Below are 25,308 nucleotides of genomic sequence, written 5' to 3' on the forward strand. Positions count from 1 at the left end.
CCTCCCCGCCCGTTACTTCGTCACCGCGGCGGCGAGCCGGGACAGCGGCTCGGCCAGGGCGTTGACGGCGTCCGACAGCTCCTTGCGGTCGGCCTTGCCGACCTTCTCGTACGAGGTGAACTCGTAGGAGCTCTTGTCCTTGCGGTACTTGTCCAGCAGCGTGTTCAGCGCCGCGAACTGCTTGTCCAGGGACGCCGTCAGCGCCGGGTCGTTCTTCGACGCGACCGGCTTCAGCAGCTCGTAGGACTTCTGCGCGCCCTCGACGTTGCCCTTGAAGTCGATCAGGTCGGTGTGGCTGTAGCGCTCCTCCTCGCCGGTGACCTTGCCGGTCGCGACCTCGTCGAGGAGTTCCTTGGCACCGTTGGCCATCGACGTCGGGGTGATGTCCGCCGTGCCGACCCGCTTCTGCCAGTCGAGCAGGTCCTTGTAGAGGAGCGGTGCGAGGGCCTTCTCCTCGGCGCCGAGCTTCTTGTCGTGCCACAGCGCCTTTTCGAGACGGTGCCAGCCGGTCCACTTCTGGCCTGCCTCCAGGCCGTCCTCGCGGAGGTCGACCTTCGGGTCGATGTCACCGAACGACTCGGCGACCGGCTCCGTGCGCTCCCAGCCGAGCCGGGAGTCCGCGTAGATCTTCTTGGCGGCCTCGATGTCCCCGGCCGCCACGGCGTCCGTGAACTTCTTGGCCTTCGGCAGCGTCTCGTCGGCCTGGGCCTGGACGTAGGTGCGGTACTCGGCGACGGCCTTGTCCATCTCGGGGCTGCGCTTGGCCGCGTTGCCGCCGGTGACCTCGATCTTCTGTCGGATGCCGTTGCCCTTCATGCCGGGCTTGCAGGCGATCTCGTACGAACCGGCCTTGATCTCGGCCGTGATGGTGGCCTTGGTGCCGGGCCCGATGTTCTCGCGCTCGGCGACGATGCGGTCGTCCGGGAACAGGACGTAGACCTCGGTGACCTTCGAGCCCTTGTTCTGCACGGCCAGTTCGACGTGACCGGCGGGCAGCTTCTTCTTCGAGACCTCGCAGGAGTCGTCCTTCGCGACGACCTGCAGGGCCCCTTCGCCCTTGCCGTCGCTCTTCTGCGCACAGCCCGTGACGGCGGTCAGGGCTGCCACCGTGGCGGCAGCGGTGACGACGGAGAAACGAACGGCTCGCATACGGGCTCCACAGAAGATGAAGGAGAAGCAGGAGAACTGGACAAAGACGGTCGGACAAAGATAGGTGAGGCAGACCTAACTTAACCGAGGCTTACCTGGCCGGTACCCACCCGTGCAGTGATTCACCTCTCATCCCGGCGGTACGGGAACGGGTCGATCACGACTGCCTCATGAAGGCATCACGGAAAGGTCAAGCGGAAGTCAAGTCCCTCGTGTCGGTACGACGAGGGGCGCCCCGGTCCGCGGATGCGGGAACACCTCGACCGGCTGTCGGTAGACCTCGCCGAGCAGTTCGCCCGTGAACACCTCGGCGGGCGGGCCCGCCACCGCGATCCGCCCGTCGTGCAGCACGGCAGCCCGGTCCGCGTACGCCGCGGCCAGCCCCAGATCGTGCAGCACGACGACGACCGCGTCACCGGCGGCGGCCCGATCCCGGCAGATCCGCAGCACCAGTTCCTGGTGACGCAGATCGAGCGCGGCGGTCGGCTCGTCCAGCAGCAGCAGCGGGGCGCGCTGCGCCAGCACCCTGGCCAGCGCGACCCGGGCCCGTTCACCGCCGGACAGCGCGGAGAAGGGGCGCCCGGCGAACTCGGTCACCTCGGTGGCCGCCATCGCCGCGGCGACCGCCGGATCGTCCTCGTCCGCCCGCTCCGTCCCGGCCCACGGTGCCCGCCCCATCCGTACGACGTCCTCCACCGGGAACGGGAACGACAGCGCGGCGGACTGCGGCAGCACCGCCCGGCGCAGGGCCAGTTCGGGGGCCGACCAGTCGGTGACCGGGCGTCCGTCGATCCGTATCTCACCGCTCTCGGCGGGCAGATCGGCGGCCATCGCCGCCAGCAGGGTCGATTTCCCGGCCCCGTTGGGCCCGACGAGCGCCAGCACCTCGCCCGCGTACGCGGCCAGTTCGATGGAGTCGAGTACCGGCCGCTGCCCCAGCCGCACCCGCAGCCCGCGCGCCTCGACGACGGGGTAGCCGGGGGAGACGGGAGCGGGCAGCTGACGGCCCCGTACCCGGAACGGGTTCTTCAAGGCCCTCATGCCCAACCACCTTGCTTGCGACGGGTTCTGCGCAGCAGCCAGAAGAAGAACGGGCTGCCGAAGAGCGCGGTCAGCACGCCGAGCGGCAACTCGGCGGGATCGGCGACGGTACGGGCCGCGAGATCGCCCGCCACCAGCACCAGGGCGCCGCCGAGCGCGCTGCCGGGGACGAGAAAGCGGTGCCCGGGACCGTTCGCCATCCGCAGCAGATGCGGAACCAGCAGCCCCACGAACGAGATGATCCCGGCGACCGCCACCGCGGCCGCGGTCAACAGCGCCACGACGAGGACGAGCGTGATCCGGAGCCGCTCGACATCGACCCCCAGATGCCGGGCGGGCCGCTCGCCCAGCGCGAGGAGGTCCAGCTTCCTGGCGTAGAACGGCGCGACGAGCAGCCCGAGCACCGCACAAGGCAGCACGGCGAGCACCTTGGGCCAGGTCGCCTGGGCCAGCGAACCCAGCTGCCAGAAGGTGATCTGCGAGATCTGCGCGTTGTCGGCCAAGAAGACGAACAGCCCGATCAGCGCACCCGCGAAGGCGTTGACCGCGATCCCGGTGAGGATGAGCGTCACGACCTCGGTCCGCCCGCCCGACCGCGACAGTGCGTACACCAGCAGTACGGTCGCGAGCCCGGCGGCGAACGCGCAGACGGTGATGGTCCAGTTGCCGAAGAAATTCAGCCCGAGCGCGATCGAGGCGACCGCACCCACCGCCGCACCGGAGGAGATCCCGATCACCCCGGGCTCGGCGAGCGGATTGCCGAACACACCCTGCATCAGGGCGCCCGCGCAGCCCAGCGACGCCCCGACGAGCAGGGCGAGGACGACCCTCGGCAGCCGTACGTTCCACAGCACGCTCTCGCCGACCCGGTCCAGCGCGGCTCCGCCGAGCCCGAGCCGGTGCTGGACGGAGCCGAGGACATCGCCGAGCGGAATGCTGTACGCGCCGAGCCCGGCGGAGAGCAGAGCGCACACCACGAGAGCGGCGAGCAGCCCTGCGGTCAGGGCGAAGGGGGCGGAGCGCCGGGGCTCGGATGCCGTCGGCGGCTGAGGCTCCGGTTCCATGGGAGCGCCCGGCCGGGTGCGTTCCTCGTACGAGGTGGTCACTTGCCCGCCCCGTCCTTCGGGTGGAGCTGCGCGATGAGTTCGCTCAGCGCCCGGTCCGTGCGCGGCCCGTAGTTCAGCAGCACGCCGTCGTCGATGGAGATGATCCGCCGGTCCATCCCGGCCGGGGTCTCGGCGACGCCCGGGATCTTCACCAGACCGTCGACGCCGCCCACCGATTCGAGTCCCTTGCTCATCACCAGGATGGCGTCGGGGGCGGCCTTGGCGAGGGCCTCGCTGGTGATGGCGGTGAAGTCCTTCTTCAGCCCGGACGCCTTGCCCGCGTCGACGGCTCCCGCCGCTTCGAGGAGCGAGCCGGCACCGGACTCCCGGCCGCCCAGCAGATATACGGAGGCCGAGCCGCGCAGATAGAGGAAGGCGACCCGAGGCTTCTTCTGCCCGTCCGCCGGGGCGGGCGCGGACTTCTGTACGGCGTCGATACGCGACTGGGTGCGCGACTTCAGTTCGGCGCCCGAGTCCGGCACGCCCAGGGCCGCCGCCACGGTGTCGATCCGGTGGCCGACATCGGCGAGTTCCTCGGCCGGTTCGACGACGACGAGCGGAATGCCGGCATCCCGGATCTGGCCGATGGCTTCGGCGGGGCCGGTCGTGGTGTCCGCGAGGACGACGGTCGGCTTCAGCGACAGCACGCTCTCCGCCGAGACGTCATGGGCGCGGGTCACCACCGGGAGTCTCGCCGCCTGTTCGAAGGTGGCGGTGATGTCACGGGCCACGACCTGCTTGCCGAGGCCGAGGGTGAAGACGATCTCGCTCAGGCTGCCGGTCAGCGGAACGATCCGGTCCGTCGAGGCGACGGTGACCTCGGAGCCGTCCGCCGACTTCACCGTGACCGGCAACTGCGGCTTCGGAGCGGTGGCCAGGGGCTCGACGCGGTCGGCCGCGGCGCTCCTGGAACCGGCGGCAGGAGTCCCCGTATCCGTACCGCCGCCGCAGCCCGTCAGAACGAGGGCCAGGGCGACGACGGCGGTCGGTGCACCCAGCGGTCCACGGGTCCTGACCGGCCCGCGCCCTGGCCGCCGGGCGCCCGGGCCCCACGGGGCGAAGTCCTGCGAGAAGCGCACTGGGGCACCGTCCTGTCGTTCTGCGGTGAGCAGTTGGCAATGTTTTGCGAGCAATGCGATGGAAGGGGGGTACCACCACAAGATCTACATATCTTAGGTTAGCCTTACCTGACTTTCTAGATCTCGGAGGGGTCCTCATGCTGCCGTCCAGACCTGCCCGCGCACCCGCACAGGCACTGACCGTCGCGCTTCTCGCGGTGCTGCTGGGAGCTCTGCTCCCGGCAACCGCCGCGCAAGCGGCGAGCCGCACGGTGCAGGGCGGCAGACTGGACTGGGGCATCAAGTCCTCTTTCCAGAGCTACGTCACGGGCCCCATCGCGAACGGAAGTTGGAGCCTGACCGGTGGTGCCGCCACGGTCGGCGGCAGTCAGTTCCGTTTCCACTCCGCCGCCGGTTCCTACGACCCGGCGACCGGCGCCTTCGGCTCCGGCTTCTCGGGCGGCGTCCGCTTCATCGGCCACAAGAAGTCCGACGGCGGCTACGAACTGGACCTCACCATCAGTCGCCCCACCGTCCGCATCACGGGCGGCACCGGCACCGTCCATGCCGACATGGTCAGCAAGGACCGGGGGAGCGGACGCGTCACCTCGGCCTCCCAGGTGCCACTCGCGGCACTCGGTCTGTCCGGGATCGACATGAAGGGCGGTTCCACCCCCATCGCCCTCAACAACATCCCGGCAACACTGACTTCGCAGGGCGCGAAGGCGTTCGCCGGTTACTACACGGCCGGCACGCCGCTCGACCCGGTCAGTCTCTCCGTGGACACCTCCGCCCCGGCCGGGAAGCCGGCCATGTCCAAGTCCCCCGAGAAGCCGGCGGAGCCGAAGAAGACCGAGCGGGCCGCGGGCCGCTTCGAGGACGCCGCCGTCGACTGGGGTGTGCGCCGGACCTTCCGCGAGTACGTCACGGGCTCCATCGGCAAGGGGAAGTGGACCCTCGCCGACGGCGCCCAGGACGGCGGGGCGCTCTTCCGCTTCCCGCGCGGCAAGGGCACGTACGACCCGAAGGAGCAGACCCTGGACGCCGACTTCGCCGGCAGCGTCCGCTTCACGGGAGCCGACGGACTCGATCTGAAACTGTCGGCGGTCGCGGTCCGGGTGAAGGCAGGCAAGGGCACGTTCTCGGCCGACGTCCTGAGCGACGGCGACCGGCGCAAGGCCGTTCCGCTCGTCACCTTCACCGCAAAGGACTTCACGGCGAAGGACGGTCTCGCCGTCCTCACCGAAGCCCCCGCCACCCTCACCGCCGACGGCGCCGAGGCGTTCGGCTCGCTCTACAGGGCGGGCACCGCAATGGACCCGCTCTCGCTGGCCGTCGCCGTCGACACCAAGGCCGAACTGCCCGCTCTGCCCGACCTGGGCAGTGCTCCTGACCCGTCCGACCCGCCCGCGGAGAAGACCATCACCGCGGCATCGGTGTCCGACTCCGGCGCCGGTTCCCGCACCGGGCTGTATCTCGGCATCGGCGGCGCGGGCGTGCTCGCCGCCGCGGCAGGCGCGCTGTACCTCGCCCGCCGCCGCAGCACCCAGCAGAACAACAGCTAGGTGCTGAAGATCCTGGCCGGGCTCGCGGCGTTCGGCACGCACATCTGCGGCGTTGCCGAAACGCCCTGATGGCTCCTTCCCCGAGCTCTCAGCTTCGTTCGAGCAGGGGAGGCCCCATTCGAGGACGCTCCGGCGCCTTGCAGCTGCACGCACCGAACGCCGCTCCCTGATCCGGCCGAGATCTTCAGCACCCTCCTGGCCCACCCCCAACCCCCCGTTTCATTCCTGAGGAGACCACCGACCATGGCAGCAACCCGCCGTCCCACAGCTCTCGCCGCCGCCGTCGCCACGGCAGCCGCCCTCGGTGCGACCGTGTTCGCCCTTCCGGCGCTCGCCGCCGACAGCACCGCCCCCGACGGGGCGGCAGCCGCGGCGCCGAAGCTGGAGCTGAAGGACGGCACGCTGGAATGGGGCGTCAAGGAGTCCTTCCGCAAGTACCTCGCCTCGTCGTTCTCCGGCGGGAAGATCACCGTCAAGGACGGTGCCACGCAGGCGCCCGACAACGGTGTGTTCACCTTCGTCAACGGCAAGGGCACCTATGACACGGCCACGCACGGCACCGACACCGTCTTCGAGGGCGGCGTCAACTTCTACGCCCACGGGGGCGTTCTCGACATCACGCTCTCGGACGTGAAGCTCGCCACGACCGGCACCGGCGGCGCGATCACCGTCGACGTGGCGACCCCGGAAGGCACCCGGAACGATGTGGCGTTCGCGGCTCTCGACCTGTCGGCGGTGAAGCCGGGCCGGGGTGCGGGCGGCGCGATGGTCTTCAAGGACATCCCGGCGACGCTCACGAAGGCGGGCTCCGAGGCGTTCAACGGCCAGTACAAGGAGGGTGACGCGCTGGACCCGGCCACGCTCTCGGTGAAGGCGGTCTCGGCCCCGACCACCGAGCCCACCGGGAAGCCGACCACCGAGCCGACCGGGAAGCCCACCACGAAGCCCACCGGGAAGCCGACCACCGAGCCGACCGGAAAGCCCACCTCGACCGCGTCCCCGTCCCCCTCGGCCACGGTCGCCGACAAGCCGGCCGCCGCCGAGCAGGGCGCGATTGTCGACGGCACCCTGGACTGGGGCGTCAAGAAGTCCTTCCGTACGTACGTCACCGGCCCGATCGCCCACGGCAAGGTCGAGACGACGGCCGGCGCCGGCGCATCCGGCGACGGCTACCGATTCCCGGACGCCACCGGCCACTTCGACGCCGACAAGCAGACCCTCAACGCGGACTTCGACGGCAAGGTCCGCTTCCTGGGCCACCAGGAGAACGGCGCCTATACCCTCGACCTCTCCCTCACCGGCATGGAGATCCAGGTGAACGGGACGAAGGGCACTCTGATCGCGGACGTCTCCACCAAGGACCGCGAGACCAAGAAGGTCAGCACATACACCGGCCTGGCCGTCGCCGACCTGAAGCTGCCCAAGGGAGAACTCGCGGCCAGGGACGGCGTGGTGACCCTCTCGGCCGTCCCGGCGGCCCTCACCGCCGACGGAACCAAGGCTTTCGGCGGCATGTACCGGACGGGCGAGCAGCTCGACGCGCTGACCGTCGCGGTCGCCCTCGACAGGGACGCCGCTCTCCCGGGCGGCACGGGCGGCACCGGCTCCACAGGTCTGGCGGGAGGCTCCGCGGCCACCGGCGGCGGCTCGGTCGGTGGCTCGGTTGGCGGCTCGGGCTCCCTCGCCGCCACCGGCTCCGACGTCCCGGCCGGCGCCCTGATCGCCGCCTCGGGGGTCGTCGTGGCGACCGGCGCCGGAGCAGTGATCGCCGCCCGCCGTCGCCGTAACGCCTGATCCGTCCGGACCGCCCGACGACACCGCCCGGGTGACGGCCCAGTTGTACGGCCGTCACCCGGGCGGTGTTTGAATGCCCACGTGAGCGACAGCGACTTCGACGTACCCGCAGGCATCGACGTACTGCGCGTGTTCTGCGGCCCCGACGGCCGGCACGGCAACGCCCTCGGGGTCGTACGCGACGGGCGTACGTACCCCGACGAGGCGTCCCGGCAGGAACTGGCCCGCCGGCTCGGCTTCAGCGAGACCGTTTTCGTCGACGACCCCGAGCGTGGGCACGTCGACATCTACACCCCGGGACTCCGCCTCCCCTTTGCTGGGCATCCGCTCGTCGGCACCGCATGGCTGCTCGATCTGGAGATCCTGGAGCTGCCGGTCGGGGAGATCTTCGCCCGTCAGGACGGGGAGTTCACCTGGATCAGCGCCCGCCCCGAGTGGGCGCCGCCGCGCAAGCTGGAGCGGTACGCATCCGTCGCCGAGGTCGAGGCGCTGACCGGGCCGCCACCGGGCGAGGGCTGGCTGTACGTATGGGCCTGGGAGGACGAGGCGGCGGGCCGGGTCAGGGCGCGGGCGTTCCCGCGGCGCGACGATGGGATCGTGGAGGACGAGGCGACGGGCGCGGCTGCCCTGCTGCTCAGCGACCGGCTCGGCCGTGCCCTCAACATCGCACAAGGACGCGGCTCCCAGATCCTCACCGCACCCGCACCGGACGGCACGGTGGAGATCGGGGGCCGCGTCACGCTGGCGTTTCAGTCAAGCCCTTCCGGCGATTGAGGACAGAGCGGCACGGCGGACCGGGCCGGCCGACTGCCCCCCGTCGCCCCCTCCTCCCGCACCGCCACCGCGCTAGGCGCTGAGCGGGAACACCTCGCCCAGCTCCCGGAACACCGCCGTGTTCAGTGCGAACGCCTGCTTGCACTCGGCGACGATGCGCTGCTTCTCCAGGTCGTCCGCGTTCACCGCGTCCAGCAGTTCGCGGTAACCCCGCTTGAACGAGGCGGGGTTGGAGATCTCCTCGAAGACATAGAACCGGACCCCGTCACCCTTGCGTGCGAAGCCCCAGGTCTTCTCCGCCTTGTCGCGGATGATCTGGCCGCCCGAGAGGTCGCCGAGATAGCGGGTGTAGTGGTGCGCGATGTAACCGGCGGGCCAGGTGCGGGCGCATTCGGCGACCCGGGCGGCGTACGCGGCCGTGGCGGGCAGCGGCGCCAGGCCCTCGCGCCAGCCGGTACCCCGCAGGTGGGCCAGATCGCGCTCCAGCTCGGTGGTGCGCATCAGCTCGGGCTGTATGAACGGGCCGGCGACCGGGTCGTTCCGCAGCACCTGGGCCCCCTCTTCCAGTGCCCGGTACACGAACCACAGCTGCTCGGTGTAACGCGTGTACGCGTCCACTCCGAGGCGTCCGCCCAGCAGGTCGCTCATGAAGGCCGAGGTCTCCGCCTCGGTGTGCTGCTCGTGCGACGCGGTGCGGATGAGCGTCGAGAAGGGCGTGGCGGCGGTTGCGTCCAAGGCGGGCCTCCGGGGACCGAGGGCGGACGGGAAGTCCGGAAAGGGGCAGGAACAGAGACAGAAACATCGGCAGCGACTGCGTAGGGCAGCGGCTGTCGACATCTCCGATCTTGCTACTTAGGCTTACCTAAGTCAACAGCTTCCCGACGGGCTGTCGGTAAAAACGATACGCCCGGCTCCGCTTCCGCGCGGGCGCAGCGGACGCGGCGGGAGCAGCGGGGGAGCACGCGAAAGCGGCCGCCCGGGGGCGGCCGCTTTCGAAAGGGAGCTGTCTGCGTGTTTACGGGAGCGTCAGGATCTCGGCGCCCGTCTCCGTCACCACCAGCGTGTGCTCGAACTGAGCGGTGCGCTGGCGGTCCTTCGTCACCACGGTCCAGCCGTCGTCCCACATGTCGTAGTCATGGCTGCCCAGCGTCAGCATCGGCTCGATGGTGAACGTCATCCCGGGCTGCATCACGGTGGTCGCGTGCGGGCTGTCGTAGTGCGGAATGATCAGACCGGAGTGGAACGAGGAATTGATCCCGTGCCCGGTGAAGTCCCGCACCACCCCGTACCCGAAGCGCTTCGCGTACGACTCGATGACCCGCCCGATCACATTGACCTGCCGGCCCGGCCGGACCGCCTTGACGGCCCGGTTCAGCGACTCCTCGGTGCGCTCCACGAGCAGCCGCGACTCCTCGTCCACGTCGCCACAGAGGTATGTGGCGTTGTTGTCGCCGTGCACACCGTTGATGTACGCCGTGACGTCGAGGTTCACGATGTCGCCGTCGCGCAGCACCGTGGAGTCCGGGATGCCGTGGCAGATCACCTCGTTGAGCGAGGAGCAGAGCGACTTGGGAAATCCGCGGTAGCCGAGCGTCGACGGATACGCGCCGTGGTCGCACATGAACTCATGGGCGACCCGGTCGAGTTCGTCCGTCGTGACGCCCGGAGCGATGTGCTTCGCGGCCTCCGCCATCGCCTGCGCGGCGATCCGCCCCGCGATGCGCATGCGCTCGATGGTGTCGGCGTCCTGGATCTCCGGTCCGGTGTACGGGGCAGGGGCCGGCTTGCCCACGTATTCGGGGCGCCGGATGTTTCCGGGTACGGAACGGATGGGAGTGATCTCCCCGGGTACGAGCAGCGACTGGCCAGACATGTCAGCGAGTCTAACCAGCGTGCTTGGGGCAGCATGGCCCCGAGGGAAGGAGCCGATGATGGCCCTGTTCAAGAAGCGCACGGCCGGCAAGCCGGGCGAGTGGTACTACTGCCTGCAGCATCAGAAGGTCGAGGAGGGCCCCGAGTGCCCGGCCAAGGACCGTTTCGGGCCGTATGGCTCCCGCGAGGAGGCGGAGCACGCGATGCAGACGGCGCAGGAGCGGAATCTTGAGTGGGAGACGGATCCCAAGTGGCACGACCGGGCCACGCCGCCCGACCCGGAGGCGTGACCGGGGGCTCCGGCCGGGGCTCCGCCCCCGGACCCCCGCTCCTCAGACGCCGGAGGGGCTGGACTCTCCGGCCGCGCGCCTGCGTACCGCGTCCTCGTCCGTCCCGGAGTCGTACGTCAGCAGCTTCGGCAGCGCTGCGGTGAGCAGCGCGACCGAGGCGACGCACGCCACACCCCCGCTCCAGATCGCGGAGCGGGTCCCCGTCCAGCCCGCCATCGCGCCGGCCCGCACCTGGCCCAGCTGCGGGCCGACGCTGTACGAGAGCACCTCGATGCCCGCCAGCCGGCCCCGCAGCTCCTCCGGGATGGTCTGGTTCCAGATCGTGGAGCGGCCCAGACCGCTGAGCATGTCCCCCGCGCCCGCCACCGCCAGGCAGACCAGCACCAGCCACACATCGCTGAACCATCCGGCCGCCGCGATCGCCAGCCCCCAGGCCGCCGCCCCGAACACGACGAACAGCCCGTGCCGCCGTACCCGTGACGTCCAGCCGCTGGTCAGGCCCAGGACCAGCGAGCCGACCGCCCCCGCCGCGTACATCAGGCCCAGCGACCACTCGGCATCCAGCTCGTCCGCGAGGAACGGGAAGATCGTGTTCGGGAAGGCGAAGAACATCGCCGCCAGATCGACCGCGTACGTCCCCAGCAGCACCGGGCGGCTCCAGGCATACCTCGCCCCCTCGGCAATGCCGCGCAGCGACGGCTTCAAGCTGCCCGGGGCGGCCGGCGCGGGCGCCAGCCGCAGACACAGCAGCACGGAGACGGCGAACGTGACCACCGTGACCGTGTATGCCGTGGCGTGCCCGGCGTAGGCCACCACCAGTCCTGCCACCGCCGGGCCGGTGATCTCGCCGAACTGCCAGCGCAGCGAGTTCAGTGCGGCGGCCGCGGTCAGCTGGTCGTGCGGCACGATCCGGGCCATCAGCGAATCCAGCGCGGGCCGCTGGAGCCCGGCGAGCGCGGAGACCCCGCCCGCGACCAGATAGAGCGGCCAGAGCATCGGGTCGGGCAGCGCGGCGTTCACCAGGAGTACGAGGGCGAGCAGCCCCAGCCCCGCCTCGGTGCCCAGGATCACCTTGCGGCGATCCGCGGAGTCCGCGAGCGCTCCGCCGTACAGACCGAAGACGACCAGCGGCACCAGCTCGACCGCCCCCATCGCACCGACGGCCAGCGGCGATCCCGTCAGCTCCTTGATCTGGAGCGGCAGCGCGATCAGCGCCATGAAGCTGCCGAAGTAGGTCACCAGGCCCTGGATCCACAGCAGCCGGAAGTCGGCCGAGGAGCGCAGGGGCGAGAGATCGGGCAGCAGAGCGGAGAGCCGGGCGGCCGGGGAGGGAGCTGAGGTCACGAGGGCTCATGGTCCGGCGCCGTAGGTGCCCTCTGCAACAGATTTTGGCGGCGGCCGGGGCGGCCGGCCGGTCCCGCCGCGGTACCCCGGACTCTCACCACCGGGCAGGTGGTGGCGCCGTCAGCTGGTCGGCGAGCCGGGACAGCCGGTCCCGGAAGCGGCGGCCGCGCGGTGCGGGGGCGCTGTTCTCCCCGGCCGCCGCGCTCACCAGATGCTGCACGGTGTCCAGATCGACATCGTCGCCGCCGGTCACCGTGAGCGTCTCGTGGGCGAGCCCCCGCACCTCCGGGTCACCGTCGTCCAGCGAGAGCACCGTCGCTCCGGCCCGGCGGGCTCCGTGCACCCGCTCCAGCAGCCCGGCGCCGGGCCGCTCCGGGGCCACCAGGAGCAGCGTCTCGCCCCGCCCGGCCGCCTCGATCCTGCACAGACCGACGGCCAGATGCGCCGGATCGCCCGGTTCCACCCGGTGGCGTACCAGGGTGGGTGTCAGCTCGGGCAGCCCGGACCAGGTCGACTCGTCGACCAGATGGGCCGCCAGATGCCACGGCTCGTACACCGCAGTCCCCACCAGCAGCAGCCCGCCGCGGTGCGGGACGACGGACGACCTGAGCGCCCCGGCGAACCGCCGGGCCGCCGCGGGCCACTCGGTCCCGGCGAGCACTTCACGCAGCAGGGCGACGCGTACGGCATCCATGGCCCGGCATCATGCCCCAGGGCCTGGCCCCGCCACCGGTGAACGACGGCCGAACCATCCGAACGGGCCATGCGGAGCGATCCGGATCGCGCGGCCGACGACGGAGCGTTCGCCTCCGACGCGGGCAGTAGTGTCGAAGCCATGACTACGAATGACAATGGCAGTGCGCCCAAGCCCCCCGCCAAGGACCCCTGGGACCTCCCCGATGTGTCCGGGCTGACCGTCGGCGTGCTCGGTGGCACCGGACCGCAGGGTCGCGGGCTCGCCTACCGGTTCGCCCGCGCCGGGCAGAAAGTGATCATCGGCTCCCGTGCCGCCGACCGCGCACAGACCGCCGCCGACGAGCTGGGCCACGGCGTCGAGGGCGCGGACAACGCCGAGTGCGCCCGGCGCAGCGACATCGTGATCGTCGCCGTGCCGTGGGACGGCCACGCCAAGACCCTGGAGACGCTGCGCGACGAGCTCGCGGGCAAGCTCGTCATCGACTGCGTCAACCCGCTCGGCTTCGACAAGAAGGGCGCCTACGCCCTGAAGCCCGAGGAGGGCAGCGCCGCCGAGCAGGCCGCCGCCCTGCTGCCGGAGTCCCGGGTCACCGCCGCCTTCCACCACCTCTCGGCGGTGCTTCTTCAGGACGAGGCGATCGAGGAGGTCGACACCGATGTGCTGGTACTGGGCGAGGCCCGCGCCGACACCGACCTGGTACAGGCGCTGGCGGGCCGGATTCCCGGCATGCGCGGCATCTTCGCCGGGCGGCTGCGCAACGCCCACCAGGTCGAGTCGCTGGTCGCCAACCTGATCTCGGTCAACCGCCGCTACAAGGCGCACGCGGGTCTGCGTACCACCGACGTCTGAGCCGGACACGTTCCCGGCGCACCCTGCGGCGAGCGGAAAGGGGCATGGGGGACACTGGACGGGACCGTGCATCACCCCGGACAGGAGCCGCCCCCCATGCCCCGCCTCGCTCTCTACGCCATCGCCGTCTGCGTCCTGGCCGTCGTCGCGGCCGTGATCTCGTTCGTCCAGGGCAGCTGGCTCGGGATCGTCTGGGTGCTGCTGGCCGGGCTCTCGTCCAACATGGCGTGGTTCTACCTGCGCCGGCAGCGTGCACAGACCGCCGGTCAGAGGTTGAGCGTGCAGACCGGATCGGCCGTTTGCCAGAAGCGGTAGGCGTCGAAACCGCAGTACGTCGTGAACTCACTGATACCCAGTACCCGCAGCAGGGCGTGGATCGCGTCGAAGAACACGTGGTTGACCTCGGGGATCCACAGGATGCCGAAGACCGCGATCAGCCCGAACGGGGCGAACGGCTCGACCTGCCGGCGGATCCGGTACGAGAGCCAGGGCTCGATCACTCCGTAACCGTCCAGCCCCGGGACCGGGACGAAGTTGAGGATCGCCGCGGTGACCTGCAGCAGTGCCAGGAAGCCCAGCGCGTACTGGAAGACGACCGGGACGCCGTCCAGCGCGTGCAGCCAGAACGGCGCCGTGCAGACAGACGCGAACAGCACATTCGTCAGCGGACCGGCCGCCGAGACGAGGCTGTGCTTCCAGCGCCCGCTGATCCGGCCCCGCTCGATGAAGACCGCACCACCGGGCAGGCCGATACCGCCCATGATCACGAACAGCACCGGCAGCACGATGCTCAGCAGTGCATGGGTGTAGGCGAACGGATTGAGCGTCAAATAGCCTTTGGCGGTGACTGTCGTGTCGCCACTGTGCAGTGCGGTGCGGGCGTGGGAGTACTCGTGCAGACAGAGCGACACCACCCAGGCCGCCGTCACGAAGAGGAAGAGCGGGAATTCGGGCCGCTGCGCGAAGTCCGTCCACACCGCCCAGCCCGATACCGCCATCACGGCGACGATCCCGAGGAAGACCGGGCTGATCCGCCGGTCGCTGCGGGCTGCTGCGGTGGTCATCGGCGAACTCCTGGTGGCTGGCCGGAAAGGGGGCGGGATGGCGGTCGGCGAGAGCGACCGTACAGGCGACACGTCACAAACGTCTCGCGTCGGGGCGGTGGTTCCGTGAAGGGTGGGAGCATGACGAGCGATCCCGGCACACAGCGAACACGGACACGGTCGTACGTGTGTCCACTTCCCGGTCCCGGTCACGGAGAATAGGCGCGTGCGCTACTGCATCCTCGGGACGACCCAGGCACTCCGCGACGACGGCACGGCCGTCGCCATCGGCGGGGCGCGGCTGCGCGCCCTGCTCTCCGTCCTCGCGCTGCGTCCCGGCCGCACCGTTCCGGCCGCCGTGCTCGTCGACGAGGTGTGGGACGGCGACCCGCCGGCCGACGCGGTGGGCGCCCTGCAGGCACTCGTCGGCCGGCTGCGGCGGGCCCTCGGCCATGCCGCGATCACCTCCGCGGAGAGCGGCTACCGGCTCGCCGCCGAGCCGGACGCGGTCGACCTGTACCGCTTCGAGCGGCTCGCGGGGGAGGGGGCGCGGGCACTGGAGGAGGGCGACGCGGCGAAGGCCCAGGCCGTGCTCGACGACGCGCTCGCCCTGTGGCGCGGACCTGCCCTGGCCGATCTGCCCGACCGCGGCGCCGTCGCGGCCCGCTGGGCGGCCCGGCGTCTGGACGCCCGCCGCAGCAGGCTCGCCGCGGCCCTCGCGCTCGGCCGCGCGGACGAGGCCCTGCCCGAACTGGTCGCGCTCTGCGCCGAGCACCCGATCGACGAACCCCTCCAGGCGCTGCGGCTGCGGGCCCTGCGCGATGCCGGGCGCACGGCGCAGGCGCTGGCCGCGTACGACGAGGTGCGCACCGTACTCGCCGACCGCCTCGGTGCCGACCCCGGAGCCGAACTGCGCTCTCTGCACGCGGAGTTGCTCCGCCAGGACCCGGTGCAACCGGTCGCGGCGGCAGTGCCGGCCGAGCCGCACCGGCCCTCCCGTACCCGGACCCCCACCGCCCCGCAGGGAAACCTCCGGGCCAGACTCACCAGCTTCGTCGGGCGCGAGGACGACATGGAGGCCCTGCGCGAGGACCTCTCGCACGCCCGGCTCGTCACCCTCCTGGGCCCCGGTGGCGCGGGCAAGACCCGGCTCTCCCAGGAGGTCGCCGAATCCGTCGGGCCCGCCTGGCCGGACGGCGTCTGGCTGGCCGAACTCGCCCCCGTCGACGACCCCGAGGCCGTACCGGAGGCCGTGCTGACCGCGCTCGGCGCCCGCGAGACCGTGCTGCGCGGAGCGGGCGCCGAGGAACTCCGGGTCGCCGAGGGGAACGCGGGCGACCCTCTCGTACGCCTCACCGAGCACTGCTCCCGGCGCCGCATGCTGCTGCTCCTGGACAACTGCGAGCACCTCGTCGGGGCCGCTGCCGCCCTCGCCGACCATCTGCTCGCCCACTGCCCGGAGGTCACCGTGCTCGCGACCAGCCGTGAACCCCTCGGGGTACCGGGCGAGTTCGTCCGACCCGTCGACCCGCTGCCCGACCCGATGGCGCTACGGCTGCTCGCCGACCGCGGCGCCGCCGCGAAGCCAGGCTTCCGGATCGACGCGGACGAGGAGACCGCGGCTGCCGCCGCCGAGATCTGCCGCCGCCTCGACGGACTGCCGCTCGCCATCGAACTCGCCGCGGCCCGGCTGCGGATGCTCACCCCGCGCCAGATCGCCGACCGGCTCGACGACCGGTTCCGCCTGCTCACCAGCGGGGCCCGTACCGTACTGCCCCGTCAGCAGACCCTGCGCGCCGTCGTCGACTGGTCCTGGGACCTCCTCGACGCCGCCGAACGCGCCGTCCTGCGCCGCCTGTCGGTCTTCGCCGGCGGCTGCACCCTGGCCGCGGCCGAGGTCGTCTGCGCGGACGGGCCGCAGGACGCGCGCGAGGTCGCCGGGCTGCTCGGCTCGCTCGTCGACAAGTCCCTCGTCGTCGCCGCGCCCGCCGACGACGGCGAGATGCGCTACCGGCTGCTGGAGACCGTCGGCGAGTACGCCGCCGAGCGGCTCGACGGGGCCGGGGAGCGGGACACCGTGGAACGGCACCACCTGGTGTACTTCCGGGAGCTGGCCCGTGCCGCGGAGCCCGGACTCCGCGGCGCCGGACAGCGGTCCGTCATCGACCTCCTCCAGCGCGAGTACGAGAACCTCCGCACCGCCCTGCGCCGCGCCGTCGCCGCCCGCGACGAGCAGGAGGTGCTGTGCATGGTGCTCTCGCTGTTCTGGTACTGGCAGATGCGCGATCTGCGCACCGACGCCCTGCAATGGGCCGCCGCGGCCGCCGCACTGGGCCCCGACCCCTTCGCCCCGCCCGTCGAGCCCGCACCCTCCCTCCACGAACGCTGCACCGACGCGCCGCCGCCCATGAGGCCCGAGCTGCTCCAGGAGGCCCGGCGCCAGGTGGCCCTGATCCGGCTGGTCAGCATGGACCACGCCAAGGACGAGTGGACCGACGAGAAGAGCATGGCCCGGCTGCGCGTCATCGCGCGTACCTACCGGGTGGGCCAGCCGCAGACCTGCCGTACTCCGGCATCGCTCTGGTTCTTCGCGGTCCTGCTCACCGGGGAAATGCGCGATCTGCGCGAGCTGCTGGACGAAACGGTGCGCGCAAGCCGGGAGTTCGGCTACGAGTGGGAGCTGGCCGCGGCCCTCCAGATGCGGGCCAATATGCTGGCCAACCGGTTCGAGTGGGCGGGCGACGCACAAGCGGACGCCGACGAGAGCCTGGAGATCTTCACCCGGCTCGGCGACGACTGGGGCGCCGCCGAATCGCTCTCCTCCCGGGGCGAGGCCAACGAGAAGCGGGGCGAGTACACCCGCGCGGCCGAGGACTTCCGGGCCGCCATCGGATTCGCGGAGAAGCTCGGCGCCCAGTCCCAGGTGTCGATCCTGCGCGCCAGATACGCGTCCGTGCTCACCGAACTGGGCCGCGGTGACGAGGGCGAGACGATCCTGCGGCAGGTGCTCGCCGAGGGGCGTCAGGCGGGTCACGAGGCGATGCCCGCCGCCCGGCTCTATCTCGCCATGTGGCTCGGCCGCAGCGGCCGTACGGGCGAGGCGCGCGAGCAACTGGCGGCGCTGCGCGAGGAGTTCCGTTCCGAGACGGTGGCGATCTTCGAAGGGTTCGTGCTGGGCGCAATGGCCTGGCTGGACAACCAGGACGGGCTGTACGCCCAGGCCCTGCCCCGGGGCCTGGAGGCGCTGACGCGGTCCCAGGACCAGCTGTCGCAGATGGTGGCGCCCCAGATGTCCGTCATCCATCTCGTCACCCTCGCACGGGCGTTGGGCGGACTCGGCGGCGAGCGCCGGGCCGCGCTCGCGGCCCGGCTGCTGGGGGCCGGCAAGGGGCTGCTGTCCAAGGGCCACGTGCCGACGTCGATGGAGCGGCACGACTACGCCAAGGCGGAGGAACTGGCCGTCGCCGTCCTCGGCCGGGCCGCCTACGACGCCGCGTACGCCGAGGGCGGCGGCCTCTCCCTGGAGGAGGCCACCGCCCTCGTCGACGCGTACCGGGACTGAGGCCGGCCGGATCCCGGCCGGATCGCCGGTCAGGACTTCTTGCGGAACCTGGCGACGGCGAGCGGCGCCATCACCGCGGTGATCACCGCGGCCCAGCCGAGCGTCACCCACACCGAGTGGGCGACCGGTCCGCCCATCATCAGACCGCGCGCCGCGTCCGCCAGATTGGACAGCGGGTTGTAGTCGGTGAACGTCTGGAGCCAGCCGGGCATCGTCCTGGTCGGGGCGAAGATCGAGGAGCCGAACTGGAGCGGCATCAGCACGAGCACCCCCATTCCCTGAACCGCCTGGGCCGTCTTCATGGCCAGCCCGAGCAGGATGAAGATCCACATGATGGCGGCGCCGAACACCGCCGACAGCGCGACCGCCTCGATCAGTCCGAACACCGAGGTCTGCAGCTCCATGCCGAGCGCGAAGCCCATGCCCAGCAGGATCAGGGTGGCGACCATCATCCGGCCGAGCTCGACCACGATCTTCGCGATGAGGACCGAGGAGCGGGCGATCGGCATCGTCCGGAACCGGTCCATGACCCCCTTGCGGAAGTCGTCGTTGACACCGGTGCCGACCGCCATGGCGATGTTCATGCCCATCATCGCCATCAGCCCGGGGACCAGATAGTTCAGATACTCCTGTCGGCCGCCGCCCATGCTGCCGCCGACCGAACCGCCGAACACGTACACGAACAGCAGGATGAAGATGACCGGCATCAGGAGTACGTCGAACATCGACTCCGGATCCTTCTTGATCTGGAGCAGATTGCGCCGCGCCAGCGCCCCGATGTGCCGCAGATTGCCGCGCAGCCCGATCCGGCCCTCGTCGTGGAGCGCCTTCACCGCTGCGGGCGCGGCGGGGGCGGGCTTCAGAGTCGTCGTACTCATGCCGCGACCTCCTCGGGGATCGTGTCGGTGACGGAGGAGCTCTTCTCGCCGGTGATGGCCAGGAAGACCTCGTCCAGGCTGGGCAGGGCGGTGGCGACGTGCGCCAGCGAGAAGCCCCGGGTGCCGAGCAGGCCGATGACGGCCGTCAGCTGCTCGTCGCTGAGGATCGGTACGTACAGCAGTCCCTCGTCCGGGACGGCCTGCGCGCCCGCTACCCCGTCGAGTCCGGTTTCCCTGAGCGCGCGCGCCATCGCGGGCAGCTGCGCCGGGTCCGAGGGCCGGATCTGCAGGGTGCGGCCGCCGACCTTCGCCTTCAGCTCGTTCACCCCGCCACTGGCGATGATCTTGCCCTTGTCGATGACGGTGAGCTCATTGGCGAGCTGCTCGGCCTCTTCCATGTACTGGGTGGTGAGCAGGACGGTCGCCCCCTCCGCGACCATCCGCTGCACTTCGTCCCAGACCTCGTTACGGGTCCGGGGGTCGAGCCCCGTCGTCGGCTCGTCCAGATAGAGGACTGCCGGGCTGCCGATCATCGAGGCGGCCAGGTCGAGCCGGCGCCGCATGCCGCCGGAGTAGTCCATCGCGGCACGCCTGGCCGCGTCGGTGAGGGAGAACCGCTCCAGGAGCTCGTCGGCCCGGGACCGGGCGGTCCTGCGCGGCAGGTCGAGCAGCCGCCCGATCATGTAGAGGTTCTCCCAGCCGGAGAGCTTTTCGTCGACCGAGGCGTACTGCCCGGTCAGACCGATGGTGCGGCGCAGCTGCCGGGGCTGCTTCACCACGTCGTAGCCCGCCACGGTGGCGTGTCCGGCATCGGGGATGATCAGGGTGGACAGGCAGCGTACGAGCGTGGTCTTACCGGCACCGTTGGGGCCGAGCACACCGAGCACGGTGCCCTCGCGGACATCGAGGTCCACGCCGTCCAGAGCCTTGGTCGAGCCGTAGTGCTTGACCAGCCCCCGGACCTCGACGGCGTTCGGGCCGCTCCTGGGGTTCTTGTCGATTCGCGTCATGTCCACCATGGGACCAGGCGCCACCGACAGTCCACCGACAACAGGCCGACAGCCCGCCGATGGGGGATGTCGGCGGGCTGTCGGTGGTGCGGGCAGTGGCTCTGCCCAGGGCCTGATCCGCAGGATCGGCCCAAGGGCTTTCCTGCTGGTCAGGCCCGGGGGGAACTAGTGGAAGGTGTGCTCGGGGGCCGGGAAGCTGCCTCCCACGACCTCCTCGGCGAACTCCTTCGCCGCGTCACCGAGCACCTTGCGCAGGTTCGCGTACTGCTTGGTGAAGCGCGGCACCTTGCCGCCGGTCAGCCCGACCATGTCGGTGTAGACCAGCACCTGGGCGTCCGTGTCGGGACCGGCGCCGATGCCGACGGTCGGGATGTGCAGGGTGCGGGTGACCTCGGCGGCCAGTTCGGCCGGTACGAGCTCCAGGACGACGGCGAACGCGCCCGCGTCCTGCACGGCCTTGGCGTCGCGCAGCAGCTGCTGGGCTGCCTCCTCGCCGCGGCCCTGCACCCGGTATCCCATCGCGTTGACGGACTGCGGGGTCAGACCGATGTGGGCCATGACCGGGATACCGGCGTCGACCAGCAGCCGGATCTGCTCGTGGCTGCGCTCACCGCCCTCCAGCTTGACGGCACCGACACCGGACTCCTTGATCAGCCGGGTTGCGTTGCGCAGGGCCTGGACGGGCCCTTCCTGGTACGCCCCGAAGGGCAGGTCGGCGACGATCAGGGCGCGCTTGGTGCCCCGTACGACAGCGGCGGAAAGGATGGCGATCTCGTCCATCGTGACGGGCACGGTGGTCTCGTAACCGAGATGGCAGTTGCCCATGGAGTCGCCGACGAGCATGACCGGGATACCGGCCTCGTCGAAGACGGACGCGGTCATCGCGTCGTAGGCGGTGAGCATGGGCCACTTCTCACCGCGCTCGGTGGCGGCGGCGATGTCATGGATGGAGATACGGCGGGTGCTCTTGCCCCCGTACAGCGCCTTGCTGCTGTCGGTGGGGGCACCCGCGGGGGATGCGGCGGACTTGTTCTGCGCAGCCTGAAGCGACATTGCCAACGGCTCCTTCGTCATCTCGAGGCGCCCTGACGGCGTCCCCGGACCGGTTCCATGGTGGCATCCCGCGGCCGTCCACGGGAAGTGGGCCCGCATACCTCCCCCGGGAGGCGCCCACCCGGTAAAGACTTTACAATACGAGACGGTATCGTATCGAAATCATATAGGCTCCTGGCATGCCAATATCGTCGGGCGCTCGCCCCGCCCTGCCCCAGGTCCCCGAGGCGGTCCACCGCCGCCGTTGGGCGATCCTCGTCGTTCTCATGTTCAGTCTGCTCATCGTGGTGCTGGACAACTCGATCCTGAACGTCGCGGTCAAGACCATCGCCAGCCCCGCACCCACCGGCCTCGGCGCCACCCAGAGCGAGCTGGAGTGGGCGATCAACGCCTACACGCTCGTCTTCGCCGGACTCCTCTTCACCGCGGGCCTGCTCGGTGACCGCATCGGCCGCAAGAAGGTGCTGCTCTTCGGCATCCTTCTCTTCGGCGTCGGTTCCGCCCTCGCCGCCATGTCCGGCTCGCCCGGTGAACTGATCACCTGGCGTGCCGTGATGGGCTTCGGCGCGGCGTTCGTCATGCCGGCCACGCTCGCCGTCCTGATGAACGTCTTCGAACGCGACGAGCAGCCCAAGGCCATCGGCATCTGGGCCGGCAGCGTCGGCCTCGCCATCGCCATCGGCCCGGTCACCGGCGGACTGCTGCTCGAACACTTCTGGTGGGGCTCGATCTTCCTGGTCAATGTGCCCGTGGTGATCGTCGCGCTGATCGCGATGGCGGTGCTGGTGCCGGACTCCAAGGACCCGAACCCGGGCCGGACCGACCCGCTCGGCGTCGTGCTGTCCATCGTCGGTCTGATCCTGCTGGTGTACGGCATCATCCGCGGCGGCCAGCTCGCCGACTTCACCGACCCCACCGTGCTCCTCCCGGTCATCGGCGGTCTGGTCGTCCTGGCCGCATTCGTCCGGCACGAGAAGCGCACCAGTCACCCGGCCATCGACATCTCGTACTTCAAGGAGCCGTCGTTCTCCGCGGCCGTCGCCGCCATAGCGCTCGTCTTCTTCGCGCTGATGGGCGTGACCTTCTTCTCCGCCTTCTACATGCAGAGCGTGCGCGGCTGGAGCGCGTTGCAGGCCGGTCTGCTGATCCTGCCGCTGGCCGCCGCCCAGATGATCTTCGCGCCGCGGGCCCGGCTGGTCGTCGACCGGTTCGGCGCCCGCGTGGTCTGCACCGTCGGCATGCTGCTGGTCGCGCTCGGCCTCGCGGCGTTCGCACTGTTCGACGCCACCACGCCGGTCTGGGTGCTGTGCGTGCTCTTCTTCGTCCAGGGCACGGGCATGGCGCATGTGATGACGCCGGTCACGGTCTCGGTGATGCAGGCACTGCCCAGGGAGAAGGCCGGTTCCGGATCGGCCGTCAACAACACGTTCCGGCAGGTCGGCGGGGCGCTCGGCATAGCAGTGCTCGGCTCGGTGCTCTCCACCGTCTACCGCGGCGGCATCGAGGGGCACCTCGGTGCGCTCCCGGCCGGTGTCAGGGAGGCCGCGGGGGAGTCGATCGAGGCGACGCTCGGCATCGCGGACAAGCTGGGCCCCGCGGGCGCCCCGCTGATCGCCGCGGCGAACGACGCGTTCCTGAAGGCGATGCATGTCACCGCCATCGGTTCGGCGACCATTGCCCTGGTGGGCGCTCTCGTCGTCGCGATGTTCCTGCCGGGGAAGACGTCCGCCGGACAGGAGTCCGGACAGGGCGAACGGTCGGTGCATGCCGGGGCGGGCCGGTGACAGCCACGGCCCCGGAGAGCTGAAATCGCCGCCCCAGGGTTCCGGGTGGCCCCGGAACCCTGGGGCGGCTCACCGAGGCACCGCCGGCGTCGGCGAGAATCGGAACGGCGGACGGTGCGGCGAGAGGTGGATTCACGTGCAGGCAGAGGCGCAGGTACAGGGCCAAGGCTGCCCGGTGCGGGAGGATCCGGAACCGCGAAGGGGCCGGCCGCGCAGTGCGGCGGCCGAGCGGGCGATCCTGGACGCCGTCGTCGAACTGCTGGAGGCCGGTGAGCCCCTCGCCGGCCTGTCCATCGAGCGGATAGCCCGGACCGCCGGGGTCGGCAAGGCGACCATCTACCGGCGATGGAGCGGCAAGGAGGAGCTCTTCGTCGATGTCCTGCGAGACATCGAGCCCCCGGAACCCACCGTCTCCGGCACCGCCGGACTCGACGACCTGCGGCTGCTGCTGGAGTCACTGCGCAGACGCGGCCTGGCCCAGCGCTCCTCCGTTCTGCTCCACAACGTCTTCGCGCAGATGAAGAGCCACCCCAAGCTGTGGTCCGAATACCAATGCACCGTCATAGCCCCGCGCCGCGCCGCCATGCTGGCCGCCGTGCAGCGGGCGGTCGACGCCGGCGAGCTCCGCGGAGACCTGGACGTGGAACTGATGAACGACCTGTTCCTGGGGCCCATGCTCGTACGCACCATTCACCGGCCCGACGCGCCGCTGCCCGAGGATCTCGCCGACAGCATCATCCGGGTTCTGGCCGAGGGCCTCGCCCCCCGGCCCGCCGCCGACGGCTGGCACCCCCGGACCGCCCGAGTGTGATCGTTCTGTCACAAGCCCCCGCAGATCCCACCTGGCCGGAACCCGCCGGACCCCGTCTTTCGTCCTCGTGGCAGTACAGCCGTCGTGGACGGCAGGAAACATGCCGCCCATCGCCTAGGGTCGAGGGCGCGGCGACAAGCACGGCAAGGCAGTGAGGACAGCGCGATGGTGCAGGCGTACGGAGCGGACACCGGGAACGACCGTGCGGAGCCGCGGCGCACCGGGCCCGGATCCCGTTTCCGGGACCTGCGCGACAGATGGACCCGCGACAAGGGCATCTGGCGGCGAGGAATCGTCCTTGCCGTCTGTGCGGTCCTCCTCGCCCTCGTGATGGTCTTCCACGCCGACATCCCGAACACCATCGGCAACCTGGGCAGCCTCACCGAGACGTTCCTGCCATGGATCGGTGTCTTCGTCCCGCTGCTGCTGATCCTGGGCGTCGTGCGCCGCTCGGCGACCGCGCTGATCGCCCTGCTGCTGCCGGTCGTGGTCTGGCTCAATCTCTTCGGCGGGCTGATGCTCTCCGACAAGTCGGGCAGCGGCGGGGATCTCACCGTGGCCACCCACAACGTCAACGCCGACAACCCCGACCCCGCGGGCACCGCCCGGCAGGTCGCGGACTCCGGCGCCGACCTCATCGCCTTGGAGGAGCTGCCGAGCGGCAAGGTGTCGGCGTACGAGGCGGCGCTCGCCGACCGCTTCCCGTACCACTCGGTGCAGGGGACCGTCGGCCTGTGGAGCAAGTACCCGATGAGCGAGACCCGGCCGGTCGACATCAAGATGGGCTGGACCCGGGCGATGCGTTCCACGGTGGCGACGCCCAAGGGCGAGGTCGCCGTCTACGTGGCCCATATGCCGTCCGTACGGGTCAAGCTGCACGCCGGATTCACCGCCAACCAGCGCGACGGCAGCGCGGACGCCCTGGGCGAGGCCATCGCCGACGAACGGCTGGACAAGGTGATCCTGCTCGGCGACCTCAACGGCACGATGAACGACCGCTCGCTCAACGAGGTCACCTCCCAGATGAGGTCCACCCAGGGCGCGGCCGGCGACGGATTCGGCTTCAGCTGGCCGGCGTCGTTCCCGATGGCACGGATCGACCAGATCATGGTGAAGGGAGTCGAGCCGACATCGTCGTGGACACTCCCGGCGACGGACAGCGACCACCTTCCGATCGCGGCGCGCGTGGAGCTGTGACCGGCGGCCGGTCCGGTTCCAGCGGGCGCGGGGGCGTTCAGTGCCTCACCTCCGGTCGGTCCGGGCGCCGGGAAGCGCGAGCCTGCCCGTACGGGCGAGGACGACAACCAAGGGGGCCATGGCCGGCCAGCCGGGCCAGCCCGCGAGGCTCATGTGCAGCGGCTCCAGCGGGGCGTCCGGTTCGGCGAACTCCGTGACCATGCTCACACTGGCCGAGCTGACGAAGGCATGGCAGACCACCGCCGGTATCACCGATCCGGAGGCCGGCCGCAGCCAGCTGAAGACCGGCAGCGAGAGGCCGCAGCTCACCAGCATCGCGGGCACGGCGACGTACCACGGCTCACCGGGGCAGGCAGTCGGCCGACGCGCAGGTCCGTCGGCGGGGTCGGGCGGCTCCGTGTGCTCGGCCCCGGTCACCCGGCCCCGGTCAC

The 25,308-nt window shown here is 70.9% G+C and carries 23 protein-coding genes; 10 read left to right on the top strand and 13 right to left on the bottom strand.

Annotated elements, in window-relative coordinates; genetic code table 11:
• Positions 1–12: 12 nt before the first annotated feature.
• The 4 genes from efeO to ACIPEK_RS25535 form a co-directional block, all read right to left on the bottom strand.
• A complete protein-coding gene (gene efeO, locus ACIPEK_RS25520) occupies positions 13–1,149 on the bottom strand; it encodes an iron uptake system protein EfeO (RefSeq protein ID WP_402000201.1) in 1,137 nt (378 codons plus the stop codon).
• 201 nt (positions 1,150–1,350) lie between these two features.
• Positions 1,351–2,190 carry a heme ABC transporter ATP-binding protein gene (locus tag ACIPEK_RS25525; RefSeq protein ID WP_402000204.1) on the bottom strand — a complete coding sequence of 280 codons (840 nt, stop codon included), beginning with the start codon at positions 2,188–2,190 and terminating at the stop codon, positions 1,351–1,353.
• On the bottom strand, positions 2,187–3,254 hold the full coding sequence (locus ACIPEK_RS25530) for a FecCD family ABC transporter permease (RefSeq protein WP_402000345.1): 1,068 nt from the start codon (positions 3,252–3,254) through the stop codon (positions 2,187–2,189). The genes ACIPEK_RS25525 and ACIPEK_RS25530 overlap by 4 nt, the downstream gene beginning before the upstream one ends.
• Positions 3,255–3,292: 38 nt before the next feature.
• On the bottom strand, positions 3,293–4,375 hold the full coding sequence (locus ACIPEK_RS25535) for a hemin ABC transporter substrate-binding protein (RefSeq protein WP_402000207.1): 1,083 nt from the start codon (positions 4,373–4,375) through the stop codon (positions 3,293–3,295).
• Positions 4,376–4,512: 137 nt separating this feature from the next.
• Between ACIPEK_RS25535 and ACIPEK_RS25540 the strand changes: the two genes are divergently transcribed.
• The 3 genes from ACIPEK_RS25540 to ACIPEK_RS25550 all read left to right on the top strand — a co-directional run bounded on the left by ACIPEK_RS25540 (position 4,513) and on the right by ACIPEK_RS25550 (position 8,487).
• Positions 4,513–5,919 carry an HtaA domain-containing protein gene (locus ACIPEK_RS25540; protein WP_402000210.1) on the top strand — a complete coding sequence of 469 codons (1,407 nt, stop codon included), beginning with the start codon at positions 4,513–4,515 and terminating at the stop codon, positions 5,917–5,919.
• A 243-nt stretch (positions 5,920–6,162) separates the two neighbouring features.
• Entirely contained in the window at positions 6,163–7,713 is a 1,551-nt protein-coding gene (locus ACIPEK_RS25545) for an HtaA domain-containing protein (RefSeq protein WP_402000213.1), read from the top strand.
• 81 nt (positions 7,714–7,794) lie between these two features.
• Positions 7,795–8,487, top strand: coding sequence for a PhzF family phenazine biosynthesis protein (locus tag ACIPEK_RS25550; RefSeq protein ID WP_402000216.1), 693 nt, complete (start codon positions 7,795–7,797; stop codon positions 8,485–8,487).
• Positions 8,488–8,559: 72 nt separating this feature from the next.
• On the opposite strand, the gene ACIPEK_RS25555 is transcribed toward ACIPEK_RS25550, so the two are convergent.
• Together ACIPEK_RS25555 and map are read right to left on the bottom strand one after the other, a co-directional pair.
• The gene (locus ACIPEK_RS25555) at positions 8,560–9,222 is read right to left on the bottom strand and encodes a heme oxygenase (biliverdin-producing) (protein WP_402000219.1); all 663 of its coding nucleotides are present in this window, start codon (positions 9,220–9,222) and stop codon (positions 8,560–8,562) included.
• Positions 9,223–9,502: 280 nt separating this feature from the next.
• A complete protein-coding gene (map, locus tag ACIPEK_RS25560; protein ID WP_402000222.1) occupies positions 9,503–10,360 on the bottom strand; it encodes a type I methionyl aminopeptidase in 858 nt (285 codons plus the stop codon).
• A 58-nt stretch (positions 10,361–10,418) separates the two neighbouring features.
• On the opposite strand from map, the gene ACIPEK_RS25565 reads away from it, so the two are divergent.
• A complete protein-coding gene (locus tag ACIPEK_RS25565) occupies positions 10,419–10,649 on the top strand; it encodes a hypothetical protein (protein ID WP_402000225.1) in 231 nt (76 codons plus the stop codon).
• A gap of 42 nt (positions 10,650–10,691) precedes the next feature.
• Here the strand turns inward: ACIPEK_RS25565 and ACIPEK_RS25570 are convergent, their stop codons facing one another.
• Both ACIPEK_RS25570 and ACIPEK_RS25575 read right to left on the bottom strand, forming a co-directional pair.
• Positions 10,692–11,993: an MFS transporter gene (locus ACIPEK_RS25570; protein WP_402000228.1), complete on the bottom strand. Its 1,302-nt coding sequence runs from the start codon at positions 11,991–11,993 to the stop codon at positions 10,692–10,694.
• 94 nt (positions 11,994–12,087) lie between these two features.
• Entirely contained in the window at positions 12,088–12,687 is a 600-nt protein-coding gene (locus tag ACIPEK_RS25575) for a hypothetical protein (protein ID WP_402000231.1), read from the bottom strand.
• Positions 12,688–12,828: 141 nt separating this feature from the next.
• Between ACIPEK_RS25575 and npdG the strand changes: the two genes are divergently transcribed.
• Together npdG and ACIPEK_RS25585 are read left to right on the top strand one after the other, a co-directional pair.
• A complete protein-coding gene (gene npdG / locus ACIPEK_RS25580) occupies positions 12,829–13,539 on the top strand; it encodes an NADPH-dependent F420 reductase (RefSeq protein WP_402000233.1) in 711 nt (236 codons plus the stop codon).
• A 96-nt stretch (positions 13,540–13,635) separates the two neighbouring features.
• Positions 13,636–13,854, top strand: coding sequence for a hypothetical protein (locus tag ACIPEK_RS25585; RefSeq protein ID WP_383069442.1), 219 nt, complete (start codon positions 13,636–13,638; stop codon positions 13,852–13,854).
• Here the strand turns inward: ACIPEK_RS25585 and ACIPEK_RS25590 are convergent.
• Positions 13,806–14,603, bottom strand: coding sequence for a site-2 protease family protein (locus ACIPEK_RS25590; protein ID WP_402000236.1), 798 nt, complete (start codon positions 14,601–14,603; stop codon positions 13,806–13,808). The genes ACIPEK_RS25585 and ACIPEK_RS25590 overlap by 49 nt on opposite strands.
• Before the next feature lie 205 nt (positions 14,604–14,808).
• Here ACIPEK_RS25590 and ACIPEK_RS25595 point away from each other — a divergent pair, with 205 nt between their 5' ends.
• Positions 14,809–18,144 carry a BTAD domain-containing putative transcriptional regulator gene (locus ACIPEK_RS25595; protein ID WP_402000238.1) on the top strand — a complete coding sequence of 1,112 codons (3,336 nt, stop codon included), beginning with the start codon at positions 14,809–14,811 and terminating at the stop codon, positions 18,142–18,144.
• A 29-nt stretch (positions 18,145–18,173) separates the two neighbouring features.
• On the opposite strand, the gene ACIPEK_RS25600 is transcribed toward ACIPEK_RS25595, so the two are convergent.
• From ACIPEK_RS25600 to panB, 3 genes are all read right to left on the bottom strand, one after another.
• Positions 18,174–19,022 carry an ABC transporter permease gene (locus tag ACIPEK_RS25600; protein ID WP_402000241.1) on the bottom strand — a complete coding sequence of 283 codons (849 nt, stop codon included), beginning with the start codon at positions 19,020–19,022 and terminating at the stop codon, positions 18,174–18,176.
• A complete protein-coding gene (locus ACIPEK_RS25605) occupies positions 19,019–20,041 on the bottom strand; it encodes an ATP-binding cassette domain-containing protein (protein WP_402000244.1) in 1,023 nt (340 codons plus the stop codon). The genes ACIPEK_RS25600 and ACIPEK_RS25605 overlap by 4 nt, the downstream gene beginning before the upstream one ends.
• A gap of 156 nt (positions 20,042–20,197) precedes the next feature.
• The gene (gene panB, locus ACIPEK_RS25610; RefSeq protein WP_327275579.1) at positions 20,198–21,085 is read right to left on the bottom strand and encodes a 3-methyl-2-oxobutanoate hydroxymethyltransferase; all 888 of its coding nucleotides are present in this window, start codon (positions 21,083–21,085) and stop codon (positions 20,198–20,200) included.
• 179 nt (positions 21,086–21,264) lie between these two features.
• On the opposite strand from panB, the gene ACIPEK_RS25615 reads away from it, so the two are divergent.
• From ACIPEK_RS25615 to ACIPEK_RS25625, 3 genes are all read left to right on the top strand, one after another.
• Entirely contained in the window at positions 21,265–22,869 is a 1,605-nt protein-coding gene (locus ACIPEK_RS25615) for a DHA2 family efflux MFS transporter permease subunit (protein ID WP_402000247.1), read from the top strand.
• Positions 22,870–23,005: 136 nt separating this feature from the next.
• The gene (locus ACIPEK_RS25620; protein ID WP_402000250.1) at positions 23,006–23,680 is read left to right on the top strand and encodes a TetR/AcrR family transcriptional regulator; all 675 of its coding nucleotides are present in this window, start codon (positions 23,006–23,008) and stop codon (positions 23,678–23,680) included.
• A 165-nt stretch (positions 23,681–23,845) separates the two neighbouring features.
• Positions 23,846–24,877, top strand: coding sequence for an endonuclease/exonuclease/phosphatase family protein (locus tag ACIPEK_RS25625; protein ID WP_402000253.1), 1,032 nt, complete (start codon positions 23,846–23,848; stop codon positions 24,875–24,877).
• A gap of 45 nt (positions 24,878–24,922) precedes the next feature.
• Here the strand turns inward: ACIPEK_RS25625 and ACIPEK_RS25630 are convergent, their stop codons facing one another.
• Entirely contained in the window at positions 24,923–25,294 is a 372-nt protein-coding gene (locus ACIPEK_RS25630; RefSeq protein ID WP_402000256.1) for a hypothetical protein, read from the bottom strand.
• Positions 25,295–25,308 lie beyond the last annotated feature (14 nt).

The organism is Streptomyces sp. NPDC088246 (assembly GCF_044741025.1).
Taxonomy (GTDB): Bacteria; Actinomycetota; Actinomycetes; order Streptomycetales; family Streptomycetaceae; genus Streptomyces.

Excerpts from the sequence above, each read along its gene's own strand:
- efeO (WP_402000201.1), bottom strand. The coding sequence starts at position 1,149 with ATGCGAGCCGTTCGTTTCTCCGTCGTCACCGCTGCCGCCACGGTGGCA.
- ACIPEK_RS25525 (WP_402000204.1), bottom strand. The coding sequence starts at position 2,190 with ATGAGGGCCTTGAAGAACCCGTTCCGGGTACGGGGCCGTCAGCTGCCC.
- ACIPEK_RS25530 (WP_402000345.1), bottom strand. The coding sequence starts at position 3,254 with ATGGAACCGGAGCCTCAGCCGCCGACGGCATCCGAGCCCCGGCGCTCC.
- ACIPEK_RS25540 (WP_402000210.1), top strand. The coding sequence starts at position 4,513 with ATGCTGCCGTCCAGACCTGCCCGCGCACCCGCACAGGCACTGACCGTC.
- ACIPEK_RS25545 (WP_402000213.1), top strand. The coding sequence starts at position 6,163 with ATGGCAGCAACCCGCCGTCCCACAGCTCTCGCCGCCGCCGTCGCCACG.
- map (WP_402000222.1), bottom strand. The coding sequence starts at position 10,360 with ATGTCTGGCCAGTCGCTGCTCGTACCCGGGGAGATCACTCCCATCCGT.
- ACIPEK_RS25565 (WP_402000225.1), top strand. The coding sequence starts at position 10,419 with ATGGCCCTGTTCAAGAAGCGCACGGCCGGCAAGCCGGGCGAGTGGTAC.
- ACIPEK_RS25575 (WP_402000231.1), bottom strand. The coding sequence starts at position 12,687 with ATGGATGCCGTACGCGTCGCCCTGCTGCGTGAAGTGCTCGCCGGGACC.
- npdG (WP_402000233.1), top strand. The coding sequence starts at position 12,829 with ATGACTACGAATGACAATGGCAGTGCGCCCAAGCCCCCCGCCAAGGAC.
- ACIPEK_RS25585 (WP_383069442.1), top strand. The coding sequence starts at position 13,636 with ATGCCCCGCCTCGCTCTCTACGCCATCGCCGTCTGCGTCCTGGCCGTC.
- ACIPEK_RS25590 (WP_402000236.1), bottom strand. The coding sequence starts at position 14,603 with ATGACCACCGCAGCAGCCCGCAGCGACCGGCGGATCAGCCCGGTCTTC.
- ACIPEK_RS25600 (WP_402000241.1), bottom strand. The coding sequence starts at position 19,022 with ATGAGTACGACGACTCTGAAGCCCGCCCCCGCCGCGCCCGCAGCGGTG.
- ACIPEK_RS25605 (WP_402000244.1), bottom strand. The coding sequence starts at position 20,041 with ATGGTGGACATGACGCGAATCGACAAGAACCCCAGGAGCGGCCCGAAC.
- panB (WP_327275579.1), bottom strand. The coding sequence starts at position 21,085 with ATGTCGCTTCAGGCTGCGCAGAACAAGTCCGCCGCATCCCCCGCGGGT.
- ACIPEK_RS25615 (WP_402000247.1), top strand. The coding sequence starts at position 21,265 with ATGCCAATATCGTCGGGCGCTCGCCCCGCCCTGCCCCAGGTCCCCGAG.
- ACIPEK_RS25625 (WP_402000253.1), top strand. The coding sequence starts at position 23,846 with ATGGTGCAGGCGTACGGAGCGGACACCGGGAACGACCGTGCGGAGCCG.